This is a genomic window from Sinomicrobium weinanense (assembly GCF_018863395.1).
Lineage (GTDB): Bacteria > Bacteroidota > Bacteroidia > Flavobacteriales > Flavobacteriaceae > Sinomicrobium > Sinomicrobium weinanense.
Map to the genome: position 1 here is coordinate 69,732 of NZ_JAHKRR010000004.1, position 25,028 is coordinate 94,759.

The window sequence follows — 25,028 nt, forward strand, 5'->3', positions numbered from 1 at the left end:
GCCTTGCTTTGCATTGGCCTTGTTCCCGCTTATCGGTTACGCTCTTCGCTTAAAATATCCCAGAAGTTTTTTTACATAACTTTCGTCTATCCTGTTGTTCAGCACTCCGGCGCCGTTCCTGGTAAAGGAGTTTTGAAAATAATCGACGCGTTCCCTGTGATAGGCTGCGTAGTTGTTGCGTACCTTCCTGGATCGGGTGTTCACAGTTACCAGTTCTCCGGTTTCTTCGTCCTCGGCCATAATAAGCCCGAGGTTAGGCAGGTTTTCTTCGTGCTTGTCATACACCCGGATGCCGGTAATGTCGTGCTTTTTACCTACGATCTTCAGGGTGTGGTCATAGTCTTCGTCCATAAAGTCGGAAAGGACAAAGACAATAGCCTTTTTTTTCATGACGTTGGACAGGAACTTCAGGGCTTCTGCAATATCCGTTTTTTTGCTTTCGGATTCAAACTCCAGCAATTCGCGGATAATGCGGAGCACATGCGATTTTCCCTTTTTGGGCGGAATGTAGAGCTCTATCTTGTCTGAAAACAGGATAAGCCCTATTTTATCGTTATTCTGAAGGGCGGAGAAAGCCAGGGTGGCGGCTATTTCCGTGATGATCTCGTTTTTGAACTGGGCGGTAGTACCGAAAAACTGGCTGCCGCTGATGTCTGCAACGAGCATCATGGTGAGTTCCCGCTCTTCTTCGAATACCTTTACAAAGGGTTCGTTATACCGTGCAGTGACATTCCAGTCAATATTTCTCACGTCATCGCCAAACTGGTACTGGCGGACCTCGCTGAAAGTCATTCCCCTGCCTTTGAAGGTGGAATGGTATTCGCCCCCAAAGATGTGATCGGACAACCTGCGTGTCTTGATCTCTATTTTCCTGACTTTTTTAAGTAGTTCTTTGGTATCCATACTTACCCTTCCTGATCCCTCCGGGGAGGAGGGTTTTCTAGTGTCTAACGGCTTACTTGTTAGATATGTTAAACTATTGCTCCATCTCTATTCCCTTTGAATGCTTTAACTCGCTTCCTAAGGAACTTCTACTTCATTTACAATTTTATTGATAATATCTACAGAAGTAATGTTTTCGGCTTCCGCCTCATAGGTAATGCCTATTCTGTGGCGGAGAACGTCGTGGACTATGGCCCTGACATCTTCAGGGACCACATAGCCCCGCCGTTTTATAAAGGCGTAGCATTTGGCTGCGCTGGCCAGGTTAATACTTCCCCTCGGGGATGCCCCGAAGTTGATCAGGGGCTTTATGTCGGATAGCTTGTATTTTTCAGGGTATCGGGTAGCGAAGATGAGGTCGAGAATGTATTTTTCTATTTTTTCATCCATATACACTTCCCGGACAGCTTGCTGGGCTGATAGTATCTGCTCCAGGGTTACTACCGGATTTACTTCTTCGAAGGCCCCCTTGAGGTTGGCCCTGATGATAAGTTGTTCTTCATCGAGTTTCGGGTAGTCGATGACGGTTTTAAGCATAAAACGGTCTACCTGTGCTTCGGGAAGCGGGTAGGTACCTTCCTGCTCTACGGGGTTCTGGGTGGCCATAACGAGGAACGGCTTGTCCAGCTTAAAGGTCTCATCTCCGATAGTGACCTGTTTTTCCTGCATGGCCTCGAGCAGTGCCGATTGCACCTTGGCAGGTGCCCGGTTGATCTCGTCTGCCAGTACGAAATTGGCAAAAATGGGCCCTTTTTTAATAGAAAAATCATTTTGCTTAATGTTGTATATCATGGTCCCTATCACATCAGCAGGGAGCAGGTCGGGTGTAAATTGTATCCTGCTGAAGCTGCCGTGCACCGCTTTGGAAAGTGTGTTGATGGCCAGGGTCTTTGCCAGTCCGGGAACCCCTTCCAGCAGAATGTGCCCCTGAGCCAGAAGTCCTATCAGGAGCCGCTCTACCATGTGCTTTTGTCCTACTATGACCTTATTCATCTCTAAGGTGAGCAGATCGACAAAAGCACTTTCTTTCTCTATTTTTTCGTTGATCAGACCAATGTCTGAGGTTCTGCTATCTTCCATCGATTTTAATTTTTCCGCCGTGAATATACTAAACCTTATTATTACGATGCAAATTGAAAGATTAATTTAGAATGCGATAGTTAATTTATAGTTAAAAAATAAAAGAGTACTCTATTAATAACGTACTCTTTATAAAATTTTATGATAAATTAACTGATATGATCAATAAGGGAAGAGAAAAAGGGAATAATAAAAGGGGATCCGTAACGAGAAAAATATACCCCAAAGCCTGATAAACTGCAAATTACTGGTCGCGACAGGCTTCCCGTTACGGATTCCCCTGATATCATCCGGAGCAGGTTTTTTCCTGCTGCCGGTTTTCTTGTTACAAAATATTATTCAGAACCACTTTCTTCCGTTTCCGGCTCCGTATCTATGTTTATGGTACCGATGTCGGAAATTTCGCCATTGACAACAATAACATTGTCTACGGTAATAGGAGAAAGGCCTAAGGTATCCTGGGGTGTAAGGGTTACGGGATAGGTTCCTTCGGGAACGCCGTAAAGCATAAACACGCCGTTTTCGTTAGTGTAGGCCGATATGGTATCCATTTCGCCTACCGGTACGGAAGCGAGTACCTGGAAGCCCAGTTCTGCCGGGGTGGGAGCAACCGCTCCGGTGATGATCCCTGAAGATACTTCGGTGCTTACACGGATCACAGGCTTTAAAATATACTTACCGGAAGCTCCGGCTTTCACAATAGACTTGTCCACGTCAAAATCTAGTGTAAAGTCATAAGTAAAACCAGCTTCAAGGTCCGCATGAACGTTGAGTTTTAAGCCCGATTGTTGTGCGCTGGGAGTGGTAAGCGGAATTTCTTCTCCGTCTATTACTACACTATTCTGGTCTCCTAAAACGAGGCGCACCTGTTCCAGCCTTCCGGCCGGAATATCCCCCTCTACCAGAAGGGTTGTTGTTCCACCGGTAAGTTCCAGCAAATCGTATATTCCTGTTTCTACGAAGCCTATGCTTTCCCAGCCGCCTTCTGTACTGTCACTGGCATCCCGGTTTACCAGTACGTCCTGTACATCGATATAGACCGCTTCATAATCACCCGGGGCGTCTGTCAGCCTTACGGAGATTTTTGCGGTCTGTTCACTGTTGTTGTTGTCATCGCTACTGCACGAGCTTAGTAGTCCGATGCCCAGAAATAAAACGGACATCACTACGGATAAGAATTTAAAACGTTTCATTTTTGTCAGTTTTTGCATTCATTAATTAAAACAGTTTTAAGACGTAAAACCCTACCATGCAGCAGGTTTATTTTTTAATATTTTGTTCACGGACATCTCCGAAATAAAGTGTTACTTTTATACACAGAGAATAGAAACTGTTTAAATTTTTTATGAAAAAAAGAAATACGGAGTTTTCGAGGATCATCGCAGGGAGCATGACCTGGGGGAAGTGGGGAAAGAAGTTCTCCGCAAAAGAAATGGAAGAACGCATGCACCACTGCCTGGAAAACGGGATCACCACTTTTGACCATGCCGATATTTACGGCGGGTATACCACCGAAGAAGAATTCGGGCGTGCTTTTGCCGACAGCGGCATACGGAGAGATGACATCGAGCTGATCTCCAAGTGTGGCATTCAGTATGTCTGTGAAAAAAGGGATAATAAGATAAAGCATTATAACTATTCGGGAAACTACATTGTTTGGTCGGTAGAGCAATCGCTTAAAAACCTCCGGACGGATTACCTGGACCTGTTGCTGCTTCACAGGCCGAGTCCTTTGATGGACCCCTCGGAAATAGCCGGGGCTGTGGAAAAACTGCGATCTTCCGGAAAGGTCAGGGAGTTCGGGCTGTCTAATTTTTCCCCTTCGCAGGTAGACCTGGTAAAGTCTGCGGTGGAGGTGAGTGCCAATCAGATCGAATTTTCCATCACGGAGTTCAGTGCCATGCACAACGGCAGCCTGGACCAGATGATAGTAGAAGATATAACTCCCATGGCGTGGAGCCCGCTCGGAAAAACGTTCCGGGAAAAAACGCCGCAAACCGAACGGGTACAGCAATTGCTGATGGACCTCGTAGTGAAATACCGCGTATCGGCCGATCAGCTTTTACTGGCCTGGATATTGAAACACCCCGCAGCAATACACCCGGTGATCGGAACCACCTCACCGGAAAGGATAACCAATGCGGTCAAAGCCCTAGATATAGAAATGGAGCTCGAAGACTGGTTTGCACTGCTGGTAGCCAGCCAGGGACATAAAGTACCGTAGGAGCGGGGGTTGTAATCGGTATTCAGTAATCGGCAATTGAATACCCCTACCGACCACCGAATACTGACCACCGATACCGAATTAAGCGCTATGAATAACGAAGAAAACAACACTATGAACAACAAGACAACCGCATTTATCACCGGGGCTACCAGTGGCATAGGGAGGGCCACCGCCCGGGCTTTTGCCGGAAAGGGGATAAACCTTGTGCTGTGCGGCAGAAGGCAGGAACGCCTGGACAACCTTAAGATAGAACTGTCTGCCTTTACTGAGGTGCATACCCTGCAGTTCGATGTAAGTGACAAGGAAGGGGTTTTCAAGGCTGTGGAAAGCCTGCCCGGAAAATTTTCGGATATCGATATACTGGTGAATAACGCAGGAAATGCCCACGGACTGGACCCCGTACAATCCGGAAATACGGACGACTGGGATGCTATGATGGATATTAATGTAAAAGGGCTTTTATATGTGTCAAAGGCAATTATCCCGAATATGGTGAAACGGCAAAAGGGACATATTATCAACATCGGCTCCCTTGCGGCGAAGGAAGTGTATCCCAACGGAAATGTGTATTGTGCCAGCAAACATGCGGTAGATGCTATAACCGAGGGTATGCGTATAGATTTAAACGCAAGTGGCATCAGGGTCGGGGCAGTACATCCCGGACTGGTGGAGACCGAATTCAGCAAAGTGAGGTTTAAGGAAGATACCGGAAGGGCTGAAACCGTATATCAGGGATATAAGGCCCTGCAGGCCGAAGATATAGCAGATATTATCTGCTTTGTAGTCACAAGGCCGTATCACGTCAACATTGCTGATCTGCTGGTGTTGCCCACTGCGCAGGCTTCGAGCACCCTGGTGAATAAAAAATTGTGAAAAGAAAAAAGCGCCGGGAAAAATGGATTCCAATGGCTTATGGCCAGTATTCAACATAGATAAATAGTTTCCGGCGGATCGAATTAATCATGATCAACAAGCGCCTTTTAGTAAAGAATCTTTTAGCACATAATGATGAAAACAGCTTTTACGACAAAAAGCGTTTCATCAATATTGGCGAGAAGGAAGGAAAGGGCAAGTTTTTAAAACACGTCTGTGCGCTGGCCAATTCCAATCCTAAGAACAACTCTTTTATCGTGGTTGGGGTGGAAGATGAGGACAACGCTATTGTAGGAACTGATTTTTTCGACGACAGCAAGATACAGAACCTCGTCAATGCCTACCTGGGCAACCCTCCTCTTATCTCTTACGAAAATATCCCGTTCCCGCACCTGCCCGACGGCAAGGTGGTAGGGCTGGTGACCATACGCTCCACGGGAAAATTGTGCTCCCTGCGCAGGAATATCTGGAAATACTACGGCGGATCGGTCTTTTTCCGGGATGGAAGCATGAGTATGCCCAAGGTGTTCGATATTGAGATCAAAGACACCAATTCTGCAGTGGTAGCAGAGATAGAACAGCATGCGAGCAATAATATAGAGCTTACGCTCAACGGGGTTGTAGACTTTGTGTATAACAAGCATAAAGACCTGGAGGCGCATTATAAGGTGTTTAAAGAGCAATTTGTAGTGTGCTGGGCAGGGATCACCAAAAAGGTGGAGGGGAGTACCTATTATTCCCGGGTAGATATAGAACTGATCAACGAGCAGGTCCGCCTTTTCTATTCGGCCCTGGATGAAGTGGAGATCACGACCGATGAAAATTCCTTTTCCACCACAGAATATATACAGCTCGGCCTCAACGGGCAGCAGAAATATTATCCCCTTGAAACTGTGACGATCACGTTTAATGACAACGGGTCTTACAAGATAGACAGCACCCTTATTTTTGAACCACCGCAATACGATAAAAAAGCATTGTATCATGTGTATAACACCAACAATGTGCTGCTGGAAAAGATCAGGAAAGGGCTGTCGTTGACAGCCCATGAGAAAAAAGATGTGGTAAACCTGCCCGCCACCTACCTGCTGTGTGCGCTGAACGGGTTTGACGATGCGAAGGAAAAACTGGAAAAATACCGCCTGGAGATCAAGGAATACGACCGTACGATATATGAGTCCCTCAAGGAATCTCTCCGGGTACTACGGAAAGTGAAATACAGTTAGCCGGTTTCATTTACTTCCCTTACGGATACACGGTCCGGATCGGAAAGGAGCATGGTTATAAATATACTTAACTGAAAGAACAGAATGAACAAGACATTCGTTATTGGTGATATTCACGGTGCTCTGAAAGCACTGGAACAGGTCCTGGAAAGGGCGGAAATTTCAAAAGATGATACACTCATATTTCTGGGGGATTACGTGGACGGATGGAGCCAGTCTCCGCAGGTTCTGGACTTTCTCATGGAGTTGAAGGAGCACCGTTCGTGTATATTTATACAGGGCAATCACGACGATTTTTGTAATAAGTGGCTCAAAACCGGGGAAAGTAATGAGCAATGGCTCTATCACGGTGGGCAGGCCACTATCGACGCATACCACGGAATAGGGGCAGCTACCCGGGAACGGCATTTGGAGTTTTTGGGGCAGCTTCGCAACTACTACCTGGATGATGATAACCGGTTGTTCCTTCACGCCGGTTTTACCAGCCTCCACGGAGTGGAACACGAATATTTTCCTGAGATGTTATATTGGGACAGAACGCTTTGGGAAACGGCACTTTCACTGGATACTTCCATCAGCGAGGATGAATACAGGTACCCGGCCAGGTTGACACATTATCGCGAAATTTTTATCGGGCATACACCGGTGACCAGGATCGGAAAGCTGACCCCCGTTAATGCTGCAAATGTGTGGAACGTGGATACCGGAGCTGCTTTTAAAGGACCTCTGACCATTATGGATGTGAGCACTAAAATGTTCTGGCAGAGTGAACCCGTGTGGGAGCTCTATCCCCGGGAGAACGGCAGGAATTAGGATTTCCGTTCTTTGAACTGTTGCTGCAGGAGTTTGTAGTCTATTTTTCCGCCTGTCATTTTCAGGTGGTCGACAATAATGATCGATTTGAGTATTTTTTTCTGCCCGTCCTTTATTTTGTGGACCATATAGAGCAGCGTCCGCTTTTTGCCCGGTGTCAGTGCCTCGAAATACTTTTCACCTTCGGGATCGGAGTCCAGTACTGCCCTGAATTCGTCGTCCAGAGGCATTCCGTAGTCGGAATGGTCCGGTGCCAGGGAAATGTGTATTTCTTCGTTCAGGGATATTCCGAGCTGTTTTAGTTCCTGTTTATTGATGAGGATGTAATAAGAGCCGTCACCTCTCGGCATCAGGGCGCAGTGTTTTTTTAGCTTGTCATTCAGGGTGCAGATCACCCTTTTGTCTGTGGTTTTTTCGATCAGGTTTTCCGCGATGGGCTGAGGTACAGGGGCAATGGATGTCCATACCGGAGAGTCGATCCTGATCACTGGTGAGGTGAAAGTTTCCATAATGATAGTTGTGCATTGGTATTTTTAAAACTTCATTTTTGCCTCAAATATCGTTAAGGCTTTTCCCTTGATCTCAACCCTGCCGTTATTCAGTCTGACTTTTAATTTACCTGTTCTTTTTGATAACTGTACAGAATCCAATTCGGTCTTCTCCAGTTTCTCTGACCACAACGGGGTAAGTGCGCAATGTGCAGAACCCGTAACAGGGTCTTCATTTATTCCTAATGAGGGTGCGAAACATCGAACGACAAAATCTGCCTGGTGTGATTCGCTTTTCGAAGTTATCATGATGTGCCCCAATCCATTTTTTTTCATGAATTCAAAATCCGGCCTGGAACTGGAAATTTCGGCTTCATTTTCAGCAACCGCTATGACCCAGTCGTAAATGCTCGAATATGTTTCAACAGGTTCGAAGCCTAATGAACGTTTAAAATCTTTAGGGGTATTGATCTTCTGTACCGGGTATTTCGGGAAGTCCATAACAATCCAGTCATTGTCTTTTTTTATGGTCAGATCGTTATCTTCGGCTGTAAATTCAATGGTTTCGTGTTTTTTCTTCAGACCGAGTTCATAGATGATATGAGAACCGGCTAAGGTTGCGTGCCCGCAAAGCGGAACTTCATTTGTCGGTGTAAAATAGCGGATATTGAATCCGGTTTCATTCGGGGTGATAAAAGCGGTTTCGGATAAATTCATCTCCAATGCGATATTCTGCATCTGGTCAGGGGTCAATGGATTGTCTGTTATCATCACGCCCGCCGGGTTACCCTTAAAAGGTTCGTCGGTGAAAGCATCAACCTGATATATCGTTGTGTTATTTATCATTTTATAGCTGTTTATTGTTTGAGGGATTCCTGCTTGCGTATGACAAAATAACCAAAGTATTATCAACTACGGGCTATTCAAAAAGCGCCTTCAGTTCCGTGGCCTCGTTGGGCTTCATCTTCCCGGCCAGTACAAGGCTGAGTTGTTTTCTCCGTAATGCAGCAGCAAAACGGGATTTTTCCAGGTCGGTTTCCGGTTTTACCGGAGGGACTGCTATGGGCCTTCCGGTTTCGTCTACGGCAACAAAAGTATAGATGGCTTCATTGGCCTTGGTCCTGGAACCACTTTCCCGGTCTTCTATCCAGACATCGATAAACACCTCCATAGAGCTTTTAAAGGCCCTGGATACAGCAGCTTCTACGGTGACTACACTTCCCAGCGGTACAGCCCTGTTAAAGGCTACGTGGTTTACGGAAGCCGTAACGACGATCCTTCTGGAGTGCCTTCGCGCTGCTATACTTGCCGCCCTGTCCATCCGGGCCAGTAACTCGCCTCCGAAGAGATTGTTGAGAGGGTTGGTTTCACTGGGTAAGACCAGGTCGGTCATGGTAGTCCTGGATTCTCCGGGAGTCTTTGCTTGCATGTGTGTATGAATTTTTGCAAAGATATGGAAATGGCGGGAGGTATTTGGTGGTCAGTAATCGGTATTCGGTGATCGGTGTGTGAAAAATTTACTTTTAAGTTTCTTTGGTTCCTGAGCCCTTCGGGTTTAATGTTGCATGTTGGTTTCAGTTACCCGGTGGTTGATTGGAGGCGAAGCCCAGGATATAAATTAAAGGCGAAGGATAAAATAATAGTCCCGGCTTTTTGCCGGGACTTAAAAATATAATGTTCTTAAAAAAGGTGTCCGATCAGTTTTTAGAGATCAGCAGCCAGGCTTCGGGTGCTTCCGGTTTTACCTTGTTCAGGAAGTTTATGGCATCCCTGGAGTTGGTGTAGCTTCCGAATGCTACCTGGTGCAGGCCGTATTGCGTAGCGATCCTTTCGGGTTTATAACCTTTGGCTGCCAGCTCTTCCATTTTCTTTTCGGCGTTCTCTTCTATGCGGAATGCCCCTGCTACCACATAATACAACGGTTTTTTGGTAGCTTTGAGTGTAATGGAAGGGAGGTCTACGGGAGTGGTGTCAAAAAATGTGGCCTGCTGTATGGTTTTCTGCAATTGCTGCTGTGCTTCCTGTTCGGCTATCTGTAATTGCTGCTTTTGTTGTTCCATCCTTAAAGACTGGTATCCCACAGCTCCTATGGAAAGGGATAGCAGTAATATGGCGGCATATTTCAGGTAAGACCTCTTGCGTGCACGCCTTTCCGGGGTAAACAGCAGTGGCGTTCTTTCTTCCAGCATCACAACCTCTTCTTTCATAATCTCCCTGGTGATCTCCGGGGAGTTGAAAGAGCCCATTCCAAAGGAATCGGTCAGATAGTTCTTTTCGCTGAAGGGCTGGAACTGTATGCTGCCTTCCTTGTTCAGCCAGAGGAGGCCTATGTTTTTTAGTGTGAGTTTCTCATCCTGTTGCAAGGTGTCTTTCCAGGAAAGAACCGCCTTTTTTACACGGATAAGTGTCTTTTCATAAGATGTGTCTTCCGTTTCTGCAATATGTCTTATCAACAGGCCGTCATTGGAGACCAGTTGTGCATTGAAAGAAACTGCCTTTGAAGGCGGGAAAAACGCATGATCCCGTATTTGTGCCGACCTGTACTGGGTCAGAAACGAACCGAATTCCGGAACGGTAACACATGAATACCTGTACAATAACTCGCTGATGTAGTGTTCTAACTGCATAAAACAAATATGGCGATTTTTTTCGTGCCATAAAAGGAACCTCGCAAAAAAATATTAACAGGTTTATCCCCAGGCATGTAGTTCGGAGTTTTGGAGTCCCGGAGTTTTTTAGTCGGTTAATTTGTAAAGGCCCTAAAAACTCCAGAACTCCAAAACTGTTTTACAATTAGCCGAATATTCCTATTTTTACCGGAAATACTTTCCGCTGCCTTTCGTAAAATTCGGGAAAATGCCCGGAATTAACGAATATATGTATGGTAACAACATCCGAATTGCTGTATGTCCTGGCGCTTCAGAATGCCCCGAAAATAGGGGATATTACGGCCAAGAAACTCATAGCTCATTGTGGAAGCGCAAAGGCTGTCTTTGATGAAAGGCCGGGCAGTTTACAGAAGATCAACGGTATAGGCCGGCTGGTGGCGCAAAGTGTCCGGAACCGGGAAAACCTGCTCGCCGCCGAACGGGAACTGAAGTTTATCGAAGACAATAATATATGCTGTTCATATTTTGAGGATGCCGATTATCCGTACCGCCTGAAACACTGTGTGGACGGCCCGGTACTATTGTTCAGTATGGGAAATGTGGATTTCGGAGGTAAAAAGATCATCAGTGTAGTGGGGACCAGGCGGGTGACTTCCTACGGGAAGCGTTTTTGTGAGCGCCTTATCGAAGAACTGTCGCCTTTCGACCCCATCATTGTAAGCGGGTTTGCCTATGGAGTGGACATAACCGCACAAAAAGCGGCATTAAAGAACGGCCTGCAAACTGTCGGTTGCCTGGCGCACGGACTAAACCAGGTATACCCAAAGGCTCATAAACGATATGTGAACGAAGTGGAGGCCAATGGCGGTTTTGTAACTGATTTCTGGAGTACCAGCAGCCCGGAAAGGGAGAATTTTCTGAAGCGGAACCGTATCATTGCAGGCCTGTCTGAGGCCACAGTTGTCATAGAGTCTGCCGAAAAAGGAGGAGGGCTTGTTACGGCAGACATAGCCCATTCATACAACAGGGAGGTCTTTGCCGTGCCAGGCAGAACCGAAGACAGGTATAGCAGCGGGTGTAATAACCTTATCAAGAGCCAGAAAGCTCATATACTGACCTCTGCGGCAGATATAGCGTATGTGCTGGGATGGCATCGGGAATTAGAGGGTGTAAACAGGCCCCGGGAGAAAAGTTCCGGAAAACAGAAGGGTGTTCAGGTACAGCTTTTCGCGGATCTGGACGAAACCGAAAAAAGGATTTACGATTTCCTTCATCAAAACGGCAGGGAGCTGCTGGATATCATTGCGCTGGAATGCGAATTGCCTGTATACAAAGTTTCTTCAACGCTGTTAAACATGGAAATGAAAGGCGCAATCCGCCCCCTTCCCGGAAAATTGTTTGAAGCTGTAAACTGATTTTGAAGAGGAAGGGCAGCTTTTATGTTGATTATGCCGGTTTTGTCGGGGTGGAGGCGCAATATATTGCGCCCCTACGATCTTTGTCTTTCCAACTTTGTACTTCTCACTTCGTATTTCGTACTTTGTTTAGTATCCGATCTTGTGCCTGACCCTTTTCAGCACTTTCCGCGCCACTTTCCGCGCTTTTTCCGCGCCAATGGCCAGGGCATTGTCTACTTCGTCCAGGTGGTTCATGTAATAGTGATAACGTTCCCGCTCTGTGGCGAATTTTTCCGTTATGAGCTCATACAGGGCCTGCTTGGCATGGCCATAGCCGTAACCGCCTCCGAGGTAGTTGTTGCGCATGGTTTCTACCTGTTCCGGTTCGCCCAGTAATTTGTAGAGGGCAAATACGTTGCACGTATCCGGATTTTTTGGCTCTTCCATCGGGGTGCTGTCGGTTTCTATGCTCATAACGCGTTTGCGCAGTTGCTTGTCGGGCAGGAAAAGATTTATGGTATTTCCGCGCGACTTGCTCATTTTACCGCCATCCGTACCGGGAATATACTGGGCGTTTTCCTGCACCCTGCCTTCGGGGATGACAAAAGTTTCTCCCATCCTGGAGTGAAACCTGTTGGCTACATCCCTGGTGATCTCCAGGTGTTGCATCTGGTCTTTTCCCACGGGAACGATCTCCGCATCATACAACAGGATATCGGCGGCCATTAGCATGGGGTAGCTGAAGAGCCCTGCGTTTACATCTTCCAGCCGGTCTGCCTTGTCCTTGAAAGAATGGGCAAGCGTAAGCCGCTGAAACGGGAAAAAACAGCTCAGGTACCAGGCCAGTTCCGCAGTTTCCGTTACATCGCTCTGGCGGTAGAAAACCACCTTGTCTATGTCCAGCCCGAAAGCCAGCCATGTGGCTGCGACATTATAGGTGTTTTGCCGCAATTCCTCTCCGTTCTTTATCTGGGTGAGGGAATGCATGTCTGCGATGAACAAAAAAGAGTCGTTCTCCGGCTGTTCGGACATTTTGATGGCCGGGAGAATGGCCCCCAGAATGTTGCCCAAATGAGGGGTTCCTGTGCTTTGGATACCTGTAAGTATTCTTGCCATGTTTTCAGATATATTCTCTTGTAGGTCCCCGGTACCGGGATCCTTTATTTTTTTGTGTCGTTAAAAAAAATCACAGGTGCGAATTCACGGATGTTTTATACCTTTCGCCGGGATTTGTGCAGTAGAAATCATCTGGTGAAAAGCCGTAAGGTAAATTCGCGGATTTTCAGTCCTGCAAAATAAAGACAAATAAAAAACATATGCTGCAGAAAGAGGAAGAAATTTGCTTTTGCGGAGCGGAAATGTAAGAAACCGCTTTTGCTGTTCGGTAAAAGCGGTGAAAATATAGGTGGTAAGAGGGCAATGCTATTTTTTGAACAGCCCCACGACAAAGAGAACAACAACGGCGCCTATGATACCGGTAATGAGGTCTCCAATCCAGCCAGAACCAATGCTGATGTTCAGAACCCCGAAGAGCCAGTTACCGACAAACCCGCCGATAATACCGAGAAGGATGTTGATTAATACGCCAAACCCTCCGCCTTTCATGATTTTACCGGCCAGCCATCCGGCTATGGCTCCAATGATTATTGCATATAACATAACAGGAAAAATTTAAAAGTTTTCATCTAAATATATGAATTTTTTTTAAAAGTTTAACTTTGAATTATGATGAAATTACTTAAATACCCGTTTTTAATTCTCTGGCGTATTTGGTTTTATGTGCTTATGGCGGGTACTATTATACCACTGTCTCCTGCGTTTTTAATACTTACATCCTCCGATAAGTACTATCATCAGTTTTTCTGGCTGGTACGAAATGTGTGGGCCAACATCATACTCTACGGCATGGGGTTTTATCCCAGAATTCAAAGGGAGCAGAATATAGAAAAGGGGAAAAGTTATGTGCTTATAGCCAACCATACCAGTATGGCAGACATCATGCTGATGCTTAAAGTGTCCCGTAACCCATTTGTGTTTGTGGGAAAAAAAGAGCTGACCAAAATACCCATCTTCGGTTTTTTCTATAAACGGGTGTGTATTATAGTAGACCGCAATAGTATAAAAAGCCGTACCGAGGTCTACGACCGGGCGAGAAAACGCCTGGAGGATGGTCTCAGTATCTGTATTTTCCCCGAAGGGGGGGTGCCGGAAGAAGAAGTGTTTCTGGATGAATTCAAGGACGGTGCTTTCCGGCTGGCTATTGCCTACCAGATCCCCCTGGTGCCCATGACCTTTGCAGACAATAAGAAGCGGTTCCCTTATGTCTTTTTTAAAGGAAGTCCAGGTATAATGCGTGTCAAAGTCCATCCTTTTATAGAAACAAAAGGTTTTGGCCTTGCCGATCGCGGCGAGGTAAAAGCACAGGCGCGGGAAGTTATTTACAGGCAATTGTGCGAATACAGGAAGGAAAAAGAAAAATGAGTCGATTGATGTCGCCCGGGCAAGGTGGATTTTTCCGTTGATAACTACTCCGGGAGGGGCTTTCCCCGATATCGAATTATCCGTAATTTTACCCCGTCCCTTGAGGACTGTCTGATTATTGATGGAATTGTCTTAAAAAGAGATGCACCTCCCTGGCCCCCCTCAAGGAGGGCTATAAATCTCTTTAAAAAGAAATGAGGCTCCCCCCTTGAGGGGGCAGGGGGTGTAAAGCAGCAAAGCACTTACGAACCGATAAACCACAAACCCGCATGTACCTTATTTTTGATACCGAAACCACCGGATTGCCAAAACGCTGGGATGCTCCCCTGACCGATACGGACAACTGGCCGCGCTGTATACAGATAGCCTGGCAGTTGCACGACGAGATGGGAAGGCTCGTGGAGCACGGGGATTATCTCGTAAAACCCGAAGGTTTTAATATTCCCTTTGATGCCGAACGTGTACACGGTATTTCCACTGAACTCGTAGAAGAAGACGGGGTGAAGTTAAGGGAAATGCTGGAAAAGTTCAATGTGGCCCTGAGCAAGACGAAATTTATCGTAGGTCAGAACGTGGGGTTTGATGTGAATATCATGGGTTGTGAGTTTTACCGGGAAGGTATGGAGTCGCCGTTGGCTTCCCTGCCGGTTCTGGACACCTGTACGGAAACAACGGCCCAGTTCTGCCAGATACCCGGTGGTCGGGGAGGGAAATTCAAGCTGCCCACCCTTACCGAACTGCACGAAAAACTGTTTGGCGAGCCCTTTGCCGAGGCTCACAACGCCACTGCCGACGTTGAGGCCACCACCCGCTGTTTCTTTGAGCTGATACGGATAGGGCAAGGGTTTACCGAGGAAGAACTCGATGTCCTCCCCGGATATTTTGAGGATTTCAGGGAGAACAACCCGCAGGAAATACAGCTTGTCGGCCTGAAGCACATCAACCTGAAGGCGGCTTCAGATGCCATACGAAAAAGAATACAGAAAGCACAGGGCGACGATATTTCACGACAGGAGCTCGAAGAGAACAAACAGGAGCTCGAAAAGATGGACTTTGCCCATCTGCACAACCATACCCAGTTCTCGGTATTGCAGGCCACATCGAGCCTGCCCGACCTCGTGGCGGCCGCAGCCAGGGAAAAGATGCCGGCAGTAGCCATTACCGATCACGGTAATATGATGGGCGCCTTTCACTTTGTTAAGGAAATAGGAAACCACAACAAAGCGGCAAGGGCAAAGAACGAAGAAGCTGCCGAAAAGGGGGAAGAACCTGCCGAAGTAGAGATCAAACCCATTGTAGGCTGTGAGTTTTATGTCTGTGAAAACCATCTGGACAAAAGCCGGAAAGACAATGGCTACCAGGTCGTTATGTTGGCCAGGAACAAGAAAGGCTACCACAACCTGGCCAAGATGTCTTCCGTGGCTTATACCGAAGGGTTTTACTATGTGCCGCGTATAGACAAAGAGGTCGTTAAAAAATATAAAGAAGACATTATTGTCCTTACCGGTAACCTATACGGAGAAGTGCCGGGCAAGATACTGAATGTGGGAGAGAACCAGGCCGAGGAAGCCCTCTTGTGGTGGAAAGAACAATTCGGGGATGATCTCTATATCGAACTGATGCGTCACAATCAGGAAGACGAGGACAGGGTCAATGAGGTGCTTATCCGTTTGGCCAGAAAGCACCGTATAAAAATGGTAGCCACCAACAATACATTCTACGTAACCAAGGAAGACGCCAATGCCCACGATATCCTCCTTTGTGTAAAAGACGGGGAAAAACAGGCCACTCCCATAGGCCGCGGCCGCGGATACCGTTACGGCCTGCCCAACCAGGAATACTATTTTAAATCGGCTGAGGAAATGAAGGCCCTTTTTGCCGACCTGCCGGAAGCCATTTCCAATATTCAGGAAGTCGTAGACAAGATAGAACCCTACGAACTGGCCAGGGATGTGCTTCTGCCCAAGTTCGACATCCCTGAGAAGTTTCAGCACGAAGAAGATGAGCAGGATGGCGGTAAACGGGGAGAGAATGCCTATTTGCGCCATATCACCTATGAAGGGGCCAAAGGGAGATACCCGGAAATTACCGACGAGATCAGGGAGCGCCTCGATTTTGAATTGAGCGTTATTGAGCGTACCGGCTACCCGGGATACTTTCTTATTGTGCATGACTTTATTGCTGCCGCCCGTGAAATGGGAGTGTCGGTAGGGCCGGGCCGTGGATCGGCTGCAGGGTCGGCCGTGGCTTATTGCCTGGGGATCACCAATCTCGACCCGATAGCATACGACCTCCTTTTTGAGCGTTTCCTCAACCCCGACCGGGTGTCTATGCCCGATATCGATATCGACTTTGACGACGAGGGGCGCAGCAGGGTTATGGATTACGTGATCGACAAGTACGGGGCCAATCAGGTGGCGCAGATCATTACCTATGGTACCATGGCCGCCAAGTCCTCTATCCGTGATACCGCACGTGTGCTGGACCTGCCGCTCGGAGATGCCGACAGGATAGCCAAGCTCATCCCCAACATGAAGCTGGCCAAGATATTTTCATTGGACGATAACAAGCTGAAGGGGAGCCTTCGCGCCGACGAACTGCTGAAGGTGAATGAACTGAAGAACCTTGCAGAAGGTGCGGACCTGGAAGCACAAACCATACAACAGGCGCAAATACTGGAAGGTTCCGTAAGGAACACGGGTATTCATGCCTGCGGGGTTATTATCACCCCGGACGACATTACAAACTTTGTCCCCGTATCCATTGCCAAAGATTCCGACCTGTACGTCACCCAGTTCGACAACTCGGTGGTTGAGAGTGCCGGCTTGCTTAAAATGGACTTCCTGGGGCTAAAGACACTGACCCTCATCAAGGATACTGTAAAACTGGTCAGGTACAAGCATGATATAGAACTGGACCCCGATGAATTTCCGCTGGACGACGAGAAGACCTATGAGCTCTTTCAGCGCGGGGAAACCGTTGGGATATTCCAGTACGAATCGCCCGGGATGCAGAAATACATGAAAGAGCTGAAGCCGACGGTCTTTGCCGACCTCATTGCCATGAACGCCCTGTACCGTCCGGGACCGTTGGAATACATCCCCAGCTTTATCAACCGGAAACACGGTAAGGAAGAGATCACTTACGATCTCCCTGCCATGGAAGAATACCTCCAGGAAACCTACGGGATCACCGTATACCAGGAGCAGGTGATGCTCCTGTCGCAGAAGCTGGCCGGGTTTACCAAGGGTGAGGCCGATGTACTCCGGAAAGCGATGGGGAAAAAGATCTTTGCCCTGCTGGAACAGTTAAAACCCAAATTCCTCGACGGCGGAGAAAAGAACGGCCACGACCGGGGGGTCCTCGAAAAAGTATGGAAAGACTGGGAGGCCTTTGCAAGTTATGCCTTTAACAAGAGCCACTCTACCTGCTATGCATGGATCGGGTACCAGACGGCCTACCTGAAAGCCAACTATCCTGCGGAATACATGGCGGCGGTGCTCTCCAACAACATGAACGATATAAAATCGGTTTCCTTCTTCCTGGAAGAGTGTAAACGTATGGGGCTGGATGTTCTCGGTCCGGATGTAAACGAATCCTTTTATAAGTTTACCGTAAATAAAGACAATGCCATACGTTTCGGTATGGGAGCCATAAAAGGAGTTGGCCGGGGTGCTGTGGAGACCATCGTGGCCAACAGGGAATCCGGTTCTTACAAATCTGTTTTTGACCTGGCCAAGCGCATCGACCTGCGGGCAGCAAATAAGAAAGCCTTTGAGAACCTGGCCCTTGCCGGAGGTTTCGACTCCTTTTCCGATACGCACCGGGCACAGTACTTCCACGATGACGGCGACGGTATAGTGTTCCTCGAAAAAGTGATGAAATATGCCGCCAAATACCAGGAAAATGAAAATTCGGCCCAGGTGAGCCTTTTCGGGGAAGCCAGCGAAGTACAGATCCCCGAGCCGGTGGTGCCGCCTTGTGAAGAATGGGGCACCATGGAAAAACTCCGCAGGGAAAGAGAAGTGGTCGGGATCTATATTTCCGGGCATCCGCTGGATGATTTTAAAGCAGAAATGCAATATTTCTGCAACGGAAGCCTCGGCCTGCTCAATGAGATGGAAAACTACACCAACAGGGAACTCTCCCTGGCCGGGGTCATTACCGATGTACAGCACCGCACTTCCAAGAATGGAAAGGGATGGGCCACCTTTATGGTGGAAGACTATACCGACTCGTACGAATTTAAGATCTTCGGTGAAGAGTACCTCAAGTTCAGGCATTTCCTGATGGTCAGCTCCTTTATCTATATAAAGGTGTTTATCCGTGAGGGCTGGGTAAACCGGGACACCGGTAAAAAGGGAGATCCGCGTTTGCAGTTCAACAATATGCAGTTGCTTCAGGATGTCATGGAAACCTACGCCAGAAAGCTCACCATTCAGTTGAATATCGAGGATATCGCAGATGATAAGATAGAGGTGCTGAAAGACATCATCAAGGAACACAAAGGAGACCATCCCCTTAGCTTTACCGTATATAAAATGGACGAAAAGCTGAAACTGTATATGCCGAGCCGTAAAAAGAAAGTAAAGATATCCAGCGAACTCCTTACCGAACTGCGTAAAAGGGACCTGGTGTATAAGCTGAATTAAGCTCCGGAGGAAAATGGAGATCATAAAAACAGGGTTTCGGGTATGAGCCGTGGAAAAAAAGTTTCTTCGGAGCTGTCGCAAAAGCAGAAAGATGCTGATGTGGTCATTGTAGGGGGAGGTGCTGCCGGTTTTTTTGCCGCAGCCCATATCGCGGAAGCGGCCCCCGGTTTGCGTATTGCCATACTAGAACGCGGCGGGGAGGTGCTTTCCAAGGTAAAAGTGTCCGGTGGCGGGCGTTGTAACGTTACCCATGCCGAATTTGTGCCCCGCGAGCTGGCCGGGAATTATCCCAGGGGGCAGAAGGAGCTCCTCGGCCCTTTTCACTCGTTTTGCAGCGGGGATACGGTAGAATTCTTCGAAAGCAGGGGCGTACGGCTCAAAATTGAAGAGGATGGCAGGATGTTTCCGATAACCGACTCCTCTCAAACCATTATCGATTGCCTGGTAAGGGAAACTTCCGGCCGGGGAGTGGAAGTGTATACGGGCCATGCCGTAAAACAGGTCAATAAGGGTAAGGACGGATGGGAATTGGTGACCAGTAAAGGTAATTTCAATTGTTGCAAACTTCTCATAGCCACAGGAGGCAGTCCGAAAATGTGGGACATTGCAGGGCAGTTGGGCCATACCATAGTGCCCCCGGTGCCTTCGTTGTTTACTTTTCATATTAAAGACCCCCGGATTTCCGGTTTAATGGGGATATCTGCCATGGTGACGGTCCGATTGTCGGATGGAGGTGGCAAAATGATGTTTGAGGGCCCCTTACTGATCACCCACTGGGGAATGAGCGGCCCGGCTGTTTTGAAACTCTCGGCCTGGGCGGCTCGCGAACTGCATCGCTGCAATTATAGGTTTAAGGTGGAGGTAAACTGGTTACGCACCGTTTCTTTTTCTGATGCCCTGGAAATTTTAAGGGGATACAACCGGAAGAGCGGAAAAAAATATGTCCATGCCTCAAGGCCTTTTGATATTCCAAAAAGGTTGTGGACAAGGCTGGCAGAAGCATCCGGTATCCGGGAAAGCCAACGCTGGGCGGAAATTTCCAAAAACGGGCTGGAGCAACTGGCAGAACAGCTTACCAAAGGTATTTTTAAGGTGAACGGAAAAAGCACCTTTAAAGAAGAGTTCGTAACAGCCGGGGGCGTGGACCTGAAAGAGATCGATTTCAAAACGTTTGAAAGCAAGATCCATAAAAACCTGTTCTTCGCCGGAGAGGTGCTGAATATCGATGCAGTGACCGGAGGGTTCAATTTTCAGAACGCCTGGACCGGAGGGTTTCTGGCGGCCAGGGGCATCGTTGAAAAAAGCGGATCATAAAAAAGCTGTCTAAAAAGTAAACTTTACGTCACCCTGAATTTATTTCAGGGCCTCATGATGATTGTCCGATCAGTATGATGGGTTACAAGGCTTTTTAGACAGCTTCCTCAAATTATAATTTTACTGCTGCTGTTTTGCCAGCAATGCCTGTAAACGCTTTTGTAAATCGGTATCCGTTTGCAATGCCATGGCCACTTCCTGGTAACGGTCGAGGGAGATACCGGTTTTGGTGATGGTTTCTTCCATCTGTTTCTGGAAGCCTGTTTGCATTTTCTGCATTTCGTTCATCACCACGCCAAATTTTTCCTTTTCTTCCGCGCTGGCATCCACATTCTTTTCGGGTGAGCGTGACGCTTCATACAGTTCATTGAACCGGTCCATTTCAAACCCTTTGTCTACCACAGTTTTCATCATTTTTTGCTGGGCTTGCACATTGATCTGCTGTACACCCTGGAGCGCAGTGGCAATTTTACCCAGTTCATCATCCGATACTTCAACTTTTTTCTGTTCTGCCGTTTGCGCGAAGGCGGTAATACCGACCATCAAAAAACAGACAAGAGAAGATTTTAATTTGTCCGTAAATCTCATTTTTGTAAGAATTTTAATTATTTTTTATTGGTCGAAACTACAATAATAAATAAGGAATACCAAAATTATTACTGGTTTAACGGGAACTTAACGGCTTTTATAAGGTTTTTTAAGGCGTATTTCTTTGGAGAACATAAAACCCGGAAAGCATTATCTTTGCACAAATTCTTTTATTCATGACTGAAAAGGACTTTATGCCTTCCAGATATCCCGATGCGATAGAAGCGGGAGCTTTTACGTGGAGATCGCCGAGCAATATTGCACTGGTGAAATACTGGGGGAAGCGTGGAGAACAACTGCCTGCCAACCCTTCTGTAAGTTTTACGCTCGATACCTGTGCCACGACAACCACCCTTCGTTTTGCAAGGCGGGAAGGACCGGCTTCCGGTTTTAGTTTCGAGTTGCTTTTTGAAGGACGGTCACGGGAAGATTTCAAGCCTAAGATCAATAGGTTTTTTGAACGTATCGAAAAATATCTTCCTTTTCTGCGAGATTACCATTTTACCATCGAAACTTCCAATTCCTTTCCGCACAGCAGTGGAATAGCGTCTTCTGCAAGTGGTATGAGTGCCCTGGCCCTGTGCCTGATGAGCATGGAAAGGAAAATGAATCCCGGCATTACGGAGCGTGATTTCTACCGAAAAGCCTCGTTTCTGGCCCGGCTGGGCTCCGGAAGTGCGTGCAGGAGCGTGGAGGGTGGGCTCGTGGTCTGGGGGAGTCATCCCGAAATCGAAGGAAGTACAGACCTTTATGGTACCCGGTATCCGGATGAGGTACATCCTGTCTTCAGCACATATCAGGATACCGTTTTGCTGGTAGACAAAGGCAAAAAACAGGTAAGCAGTACCGCCGGGCACGGTCTTATGCACGGGCATCCCTTTGCGGAACGGCGTTTTCAACAGGCCGGAGAGCACCTGTCTGAATTGAAGCATATACTCAGGGAAGGCGATGTAAAAGGATTTATAGAGATCGTGGAGAGCGAAGCATTGACGCTGCACGCCATAATGATGACGGGCCGCCCTTACTACCTGCTGATGAGCCCCGGAACCTTACAGGTAATCCGCAAAATATGGGATTTCAGGAAAGAAACCGGCAGCAATGTATGCTTTACCCTCGATGCGGGTGCCAACGTACATGTATTGTATCCGGAAGAGGAAAAAGACAGAATATTGGAATTTGTTAATAGTGAGCTGGTTGCATATTGTGAAAACGAACACTATATTTGCGACCGCATTGGAGCAGGTGCCAGGCCGTTATAGAAAATGATAAACAAAAGGTAACATATCACAACATTTTTTTAAGGAATAATAGTACTAAATTGCAATAAAAATTGTTCCCGACGTTTAATTTGTGTATCTTTATAAGGGTTTGGCCGTAATTTTAGAAAGAATGAAAGGACCATTATTCTATTCAAAAATATTACTCTTCGGAGAATATGGTATCATCAGGGATTCCAAGGGGTTGTCTATTCCGTATAATTTTTATAACGGAGCGCTTAAAATGGAAAAAGAGCTTTCGGAAGAAACATCCAGGTCAAACCTTAGCCTCAAGCGCTTTGCCATTTACCTGGAAAACCTGCAGACCGAAAGGCCTGAACTGGCAACCTTTGATATCGAAAAGTTGAAGAAGGACGTATCGGAAGGCATGTATTTCGATAGCAGCATTCCCCAGGGGTATGGCGTGGGAAGCAGCGGGGCCCTGGTTGCGGCCATTTACGACAAATATGCCAATAACAAGATCACGATACTGGAAAACCTCACGCGTGACAAGTTGTTGAAACTAAAGGCTATATTCGCGGAAATGGAGTCTTTCTTCCATGGAAAGTCCTCCGGGCTCGATCCTCTCAATAGTTACCTGAGTATCCCTATCCTCATCAATTCCAAAGACAATATAGAACCTACCGGGATCCCTTCACAGAAAAAAGGAGGTAAAGGAGCGGTATTCCTGCTGGATAGCGGTATGGTAGGTGAAACGGCGCCCATGATCCAGATATTTATGGAAAATATGAAGCAGGAAGGGTTCCGCAATATGCTCAAGGACCAGTTTATCAGGCATACCGATGCCTGTGTGGAAGACTTCCTCAAGGGCGATGTAAAATCGCTGTTTAAAAATATCAAACAGTTGTCTCATGTGGTGCTCGATAATTTCAAGCCCATGATCCCGGCACAATTCCACAAACTATGGAAACGCGGTATAGAGACCAACGAATACTACCTGAAACTCTGTGGTTCCGGGGGTGGCGGATATATTCTGGGCTTTACACAGGATATAGAAAAAGCCAGAAAGGCCCTGAAAGACTATAACCTGGAGGTCGTCTATAACTTCTGAATGAAAAAATAATGAGGCATTGCAGAAGCATGCCTGTGAAAAGAAAATTGCTTTCCTTATATTAGCAGTGCTGAGTGAAATTCCGGGAGCGGACCACGATTTTGGTTTCCGGATTTTTTCTTTGTTGTCGGATCATAAAAACCAAACATGTGCAGCTATCCAGGAAGAACAGGCTGGTATTGCTTAAGCTTCTGAGCATTTTTTCAGTAGTTCGGGGGTATAATGTGCTGGTCATTGCCGTGGCCCAGTATCTTACTTCCATTTATATCCTTGCCCCCGAAAAACCATTGATGGACGTGGTCCTGGACGGAAATCTGTTTGCCATTGTAGTGGCATCGGCCCTCGCCATTGCCTCCGGGTATATTATCAATAATTTTTACGATGCGGAAAAAGACCTGATCAACCGGCCCAGGAAAACCATGCTCGACCGCCTGATCAGCCAGCGTACTAAACTGACCGCCTATTTTATACTGAATTTTATATCGGTGATCTTTGCCAGTTACGTATCGTTCCGGGCAGTGGCCTTTTTTTCGGTCTATATCTTTGCCATATGGTTTTATTCCCACAAACTGAAACGCATTCCGCTCCTGGGGAATATTATTGCTTCCATACTGGCCATTACCCCCTTTTTCGCCGTATTTGTGTATTACAAGAACTTCGCGATGGTCATTTTTGTACATGCCGTATTCCTGTTCCTTATTATCCTTATCCGTGACATGGTCAAGGACCTGGAAAATATCAAGGGAGATATGGCCCAGGGTTACAGGACCGTACCGATCATTTACGGCGAAAAGGCCTCCAAAAGGATCATTACCCTGCTGGCATTCTTTACCTGGGTACCTACTTACCTGTTGATCACTACTTTTGAGATCGGGCATATGGATGTCTTTTTCTACGGATGTTTTGTGCTACTCCTGATGTTTTTGTTCTTTATGTGGAAGGCTTCTTCGAAAAAAGACTACCTGGTGCTCCACAATATCCTGAAGTTTATCATTGTAGCCGGGGTCTTTAGCATACTCCTGATCGATGTGGACCTGGTGCTGAACAGGATTTTGTGATGCGGTGAAATAAAGGTGATTTTGAAAAAATACGTATAACTGAGTTAAGTATTAAATACCCTATCTTTGCAAAAAATAAGGAGAACATGAGCAGAACAGACAAAAACAGGAAAGGAAAGATATCCGGGAGGCAGGGAGGAAAACGCAAGGAGAGCTATGCCAGAGGTAATGCGCCCATCCGGAAAAAACCTTTGCTGAAAAACCCGGAAGAGATACGTCTCAATAAATACATTGCAAACTCCGGGATCTGTTCGCGCAGGGATGCGGATATTTATATCGTGGCCGGCAGTGTGTCTGTTAACGGAGAACCTGTTACTGAACTGGGTTACAAGGTAAAGCTGACAGATGAGGTACGCTTTGACGGAAAGATTATCAATCCCGAGCCAAAGGAATATGTACTTCTGAACAAACCCAAAGACTTTATTACGACTACAAAAGATGAAAGAGGCAGGAAAACCGTCATGGAACTGGTGTCAAATGCATCCAAAGCCAAACTGCTGCCCGTAGGGCGCCTGGATCGCAATACCACCGGATTACTGTTGTTTACCAACGATGGCGACCTGGCCAAAAAACTCACCCATCCCAAACACGGGGTTCGTAAGATATACCACGTAGGGCTGGACCAGAACCTCAAACAGTCCGATCTGTTGAAAATACAGAAAGGGCTGACCCTGGAGGACGGCCCGATCGAGGTAGACGATGTAAGCTATATTGAAAATGCACCCAAACGCGAAGTGGGCATAAAGATACACAGCGGCCGCAACCGTATTGTCCGGAGGATTTTTGAACACCTGGGGTATAAGGTGATAAAACTGGACCGGGTCATTTTTGCCGGGCTCACCAAAAAAGACCTGCCCAGAGGGCACTGGCGGCACCTGAGCCAACAAGAGGTCATTAACCTGCGGATGCTTTAAGGCTAAATTAGAAGTTAGAGGTACGAAGTGTTTTTATA

Annotated in this window: 22 protein-coding genes; 12 read left to right on the forward strand and 10 right to left on the reverse strand. The window is 47.1% G+C overall.

The window, feature by feature from the left end; all coding sequences use genetic code 11:
• Window positions 1-36 precede the first annotated feature (36 nt).
• The 3 genes from KN811_RS12680 to KN811_RS12690 all read right to left on the reverse strand — a co-directional run bounded on the left by KN811_RS12680 (window position 37) and on the right by KN811_RS12690 (window position 3,215).
• On the reverse strand, window positions 37-903 hold the full coding sequence (locus tag KN811_RS12680; RefSeq protein WP_187963516.1) for a DUF58 domain-containing protein: 867 nt from the start codon (window positions 901-903) through the stop codon (window positions 37-39).
• A 117-nt stretch (window positions 904-1,020) separates the two neighbouring features.
• Window positions 1,021-2,022 (reverse strand): AAA family ATPase, encoded by a 1,002-nt coding sequence (locus tag KN811_RS12685; RefSeq protein WP_187963517.1) that lies wholly within the window; start codon window positions 2,020-2,022, stop codon window positions 1,021-1,023.
• 335 nt (window positions 2,023-2,357) lie between these two features.
• Window positions 2,358-3,215, reverse strand: a complete 858-nt coding sequence (locus tag KN811_RS12690) for a DUF4382 domain-containing protein (protein WP_247716495.1) — start codon at window positions 3,213-3,215, stop codon at window positions 2,358-2,360.
• 152 nt (window positions 3,216-3,367) lie between these two features.
• Here KN811_RS12690 and KN811_RS12695 point away from each other — a divergent pair, with 152 nt between their 5' ends.
• The 4 genes from KN811_RS12695 (at window position 3,368) to KN811_RS12710 (ending at window position 7,161) form a co-directional block, all read left to right on the forward strand.
• Complete coding sequence (locus KN811_RS12695; protein ID WP_187963519.1) at window positions 3,368-4,246, forward strand: aldo/keto reductase; 879 nt, start codon at window positions 3,368-3,370, stop codon at window positions 4,244-4,246.
• A gap of 90 nt (window positions 4,247-4,336) precedes the next feature.
• Window positions 4,337-5,122, forward strand: a complete 786-nt coding sequence (locus tag KN811_RS12700; protein ID WP_425596663.1) for an SDR family NAD(P)-dependent oxidoreductase — start codon at window positions 4,337-4,339, stop codon at window positions 5,120-5,122.
• A gap of 89 nt (window positions 5,123-5,211) precedes the next feature.
• The gene (locus tag KN811_RS12705) at window positions 5,212-6,348 is read left to right on the forward strand and encodes an ATP-binding protein (protein ID WP_187963520.1); all 1,137 of its coding nucleotides are present in this window, start codon (window positions 5,212-5,214) and stop codon (window positions 6,346-6,348) included.
• Window positions 6,349-6,432: 84 nt separating this feature from the next.
• A complete protein-coding gene (locus tag KN811_RS12710) occupies window positions 6,433-7,161 on the forward strand; it encodes a metallophosphoesterase family protein (protein ID WP_187963521.1) in 729 nt (242 codons plus the stop codon).
• On the opposite strand, the gene KN811_RS12715 is transcribed toward KN811_RS12710, so the two are convergent.
• From KN811_RS12715 to KN811_RS12730, 4 genes are all read right to left on the reverse strand, one after another.
• Window positions 7,158-7,670 carry a YdeI/OmpD-associated family protein gene (locus KN811_RS12715; RefSeq protein WP_187963522.1) on the reverse strand — a complete coding sequence of 171 codons (513 nt, stop codon included), beginning with the start codon at window positions 7,668-7,670 and terminating at the stop codon, window positions 7,158-7,160. The genes KN811_RS12710 and KN811_RS12715 overlap by 4 nt on opposite strands.
• A gap of 24 nt (window positions 7,671-7,694) precedes the next feature.
• Window positions 7,695-8,495: a PhzF family phenazine biosynthesis protein gene (locus KN811_RS12720; protein ID WP_187963523.1), complete on the reverse strand. Its 801-nt coding sequence runs from the start codon at window positions 8,493-8,495 to the stop codon at window positions 7,695-7,697.
• Window positions 8,496-8,568: 73 nt separating this feature from the next.
• On the reverse strand, window positions 8,569-9,078 hold the full coding sequence (locus KN811_RS12725) for an acyl-CoA thioesterase (RefSeq protein WP_187963524.1): 510 nt from the start codon (window positions 9,076-9,078) through the stop codon (window positions 8,569-8,571).
• A gap of 268 nt (window positions 9,079-9,346) precedes the next feature.
• Window positions 9,347-10,276: an HU domain-containing protein gene (locus KN811_RS12730; protein WP_187963525.1), complete on the reverse strand. Its 930-nt coding sequence runs from the start codon at window positions 10,274-10,276 to the stop codon at window positions 9,347-9,349.
• A 254-nt stretch (window positions 10,277-10,530) separates the two neighbouring features.
• Between KN811_RS12730 and dprA the strand changes: the two genes are divergently transcribed.
• Window positions 10,531-11,673 (forward strand): DNA-processing protein DprA, encoded by a 1,143-nt coding sequence (gene dprA / locus KN811_RS12735; RefSeq protein WP_187963526.1) that lies wholly within the window; start codon window positions 10,531-10,533, stop codon window positions 11,671-11,673.
• Window positions 11,674-11,802: 129 nt separating this feature from the next.
• Here the strand turns inward: dprA and trpS are convergent, their stop codons facing one another.
• Both trpS and KN811_RS12745 read right to left on the reverse strand, forming a co-directional pair.
• On the reverse strand, window positions 11,803-12,771 hold the full coding sequence (trpS, locus tag KN811_RS12740) for a tryptophan--tRNA ligase (protein WP_187963527.1): 969 nt from the start codon (window positions 12,769-12,771) through the stop codon (window positions 11,803-11,805).
• 306 nt (window positions 12,772-13,077) lie between these two features.
• Window positions 13,078-13,314, reverse strand: a complete 237-nt coding sequence (locus KN811_RS12745; protein WP_187963528.1) for a GlsB/YeaQ/YmgE family stress response membrane protein — start codon at window positions 13,312-13,314, stop codon at window positions 13,078-13,080.
• Between the two features lie 66 nt (window positions 13,315-13,380).
• Between KN811_RS12745 and KN811_RS12750 the strand changes: the two genes are divergently transcribed.
• From KN811_RS12750 to KN811_RS12760, 3 genes are all read left to right on the forward strand, one after another.
• Window positions 13,381-14,136, forward strand: coding sequence for a lysophospholipid acyltransferase family protein (locus KN811_RS12750; RefSeq protein WP_187963529.1), 756 nt, complete (start codon window positions 13,381-13,383; stop codon window positions 14,134-14,136).
• Between the two features lie 269 nt (window positions 14,137-14,405).
• Window positions 14,406-18,788, forward strand: a complete 4,383-nt coding sequence (dnaE, locus tag KN811_RS12755) for a DNA polymerase III subunit alpha (protein WP_187963530.1) — start codon at window positions 14,406-14,408, stop codon at window positions 18,786-18,788.
• 42 nt (window positions 18,789-18,830) lie between these two features.
• On the forward strand, window positions 18,831-20,102 hold the full coding sequence (locus KN811_RS12760; protein ID WP_187963531.1) for a BaiN/RdsA family NAD(P)/FAD-dependent oxidoreductase: 1,272 nt from the start codon (window positions 18,831-18,833) through the stop codon (window positions 20,100-20,102).
• A 120-nt stretch (window positions 20,103-20,222) separates the two neighbouring features.
• On the opposite strand, the gene KN811_RS12765 is transcribed toward KN811_RS12760, so the two are convergent.
• Window positions 20,223-20,690 (reverse strand): DUF4168 domain-containing protein, encoded by a 468-nt coding sequence (locus tag KN811_RS12765; RefSeq protein WP_187963532.1) that lies wholly within the window; start codon window positions 20,688-20,690, stop codon window positions 20,223-20,225.
• Window positions 20,691-20,866: 176 nt separating this feature from the next.
• On the opposite strand from KN811_RS12765, the gene KN811_RS12770 reads away from it, so the two are divergent.
• The 4 genes from KN811_RS12770 to KN811_RS12785 all read left to right on the forward strand — a co-directional run bounded on the left by KN811_RS12770 (window position 20,867) and on the right by KN811_RS12785 (window position 24,990).
• Window positions 20,867-21,949 carry a diphosphomevalonate decarboxylase gene (locus KN811_RS12770; RefSeq protein ID WP_187963533.1) on the forward strand — a complete coding sequence of 361 codons (1,083 nt, stop codon included), beginning with the start codon at window positions 20,867-20,869 and terminating at the stop codon, window positions 21,947-21,949.
• Between the two features lie 130 nt (window positions 21,950-22,079).
• Window positions 22,080-23,018 (forward strand): mevalonate kinase family protein, encoded by a 939-nt coding sequence (locus KN811_RS12775; RefSeq protein ID WP_187963534.1) that lies wholly within the window; start codon window positions 22,080-22,082, stop codon window positions 23,016-23,018.
• A 149-nt stretch (window positions 23,019-23,167) separates the two neighbouring features.
• On the forward strand, window positions 23,168-24,076 hold the full coding sequence (locus KN811_RS12780; RefSeq protein WP_187963535.1) for a UbiA family prenyltransferase: 909 nt from the start codon (window positions 23,168-23,170) through the stop codon (window positions 24,074-24,076).
• 86 nt (window positions 24,077-24,162) lie between these two features.
• Window positions 24,163-24,990, forward strand: a complete 828-nt coding sequence (locus KN811_RS12785) for a pseudouridine synthase (RefSeq protein WP_187963536.1) — start codon at window positions 24,163-24,165, stop codon at window positions 24,988-24,990.
• Window positions 24,991-25,028 lie beyond the last annotated feature (38 nt).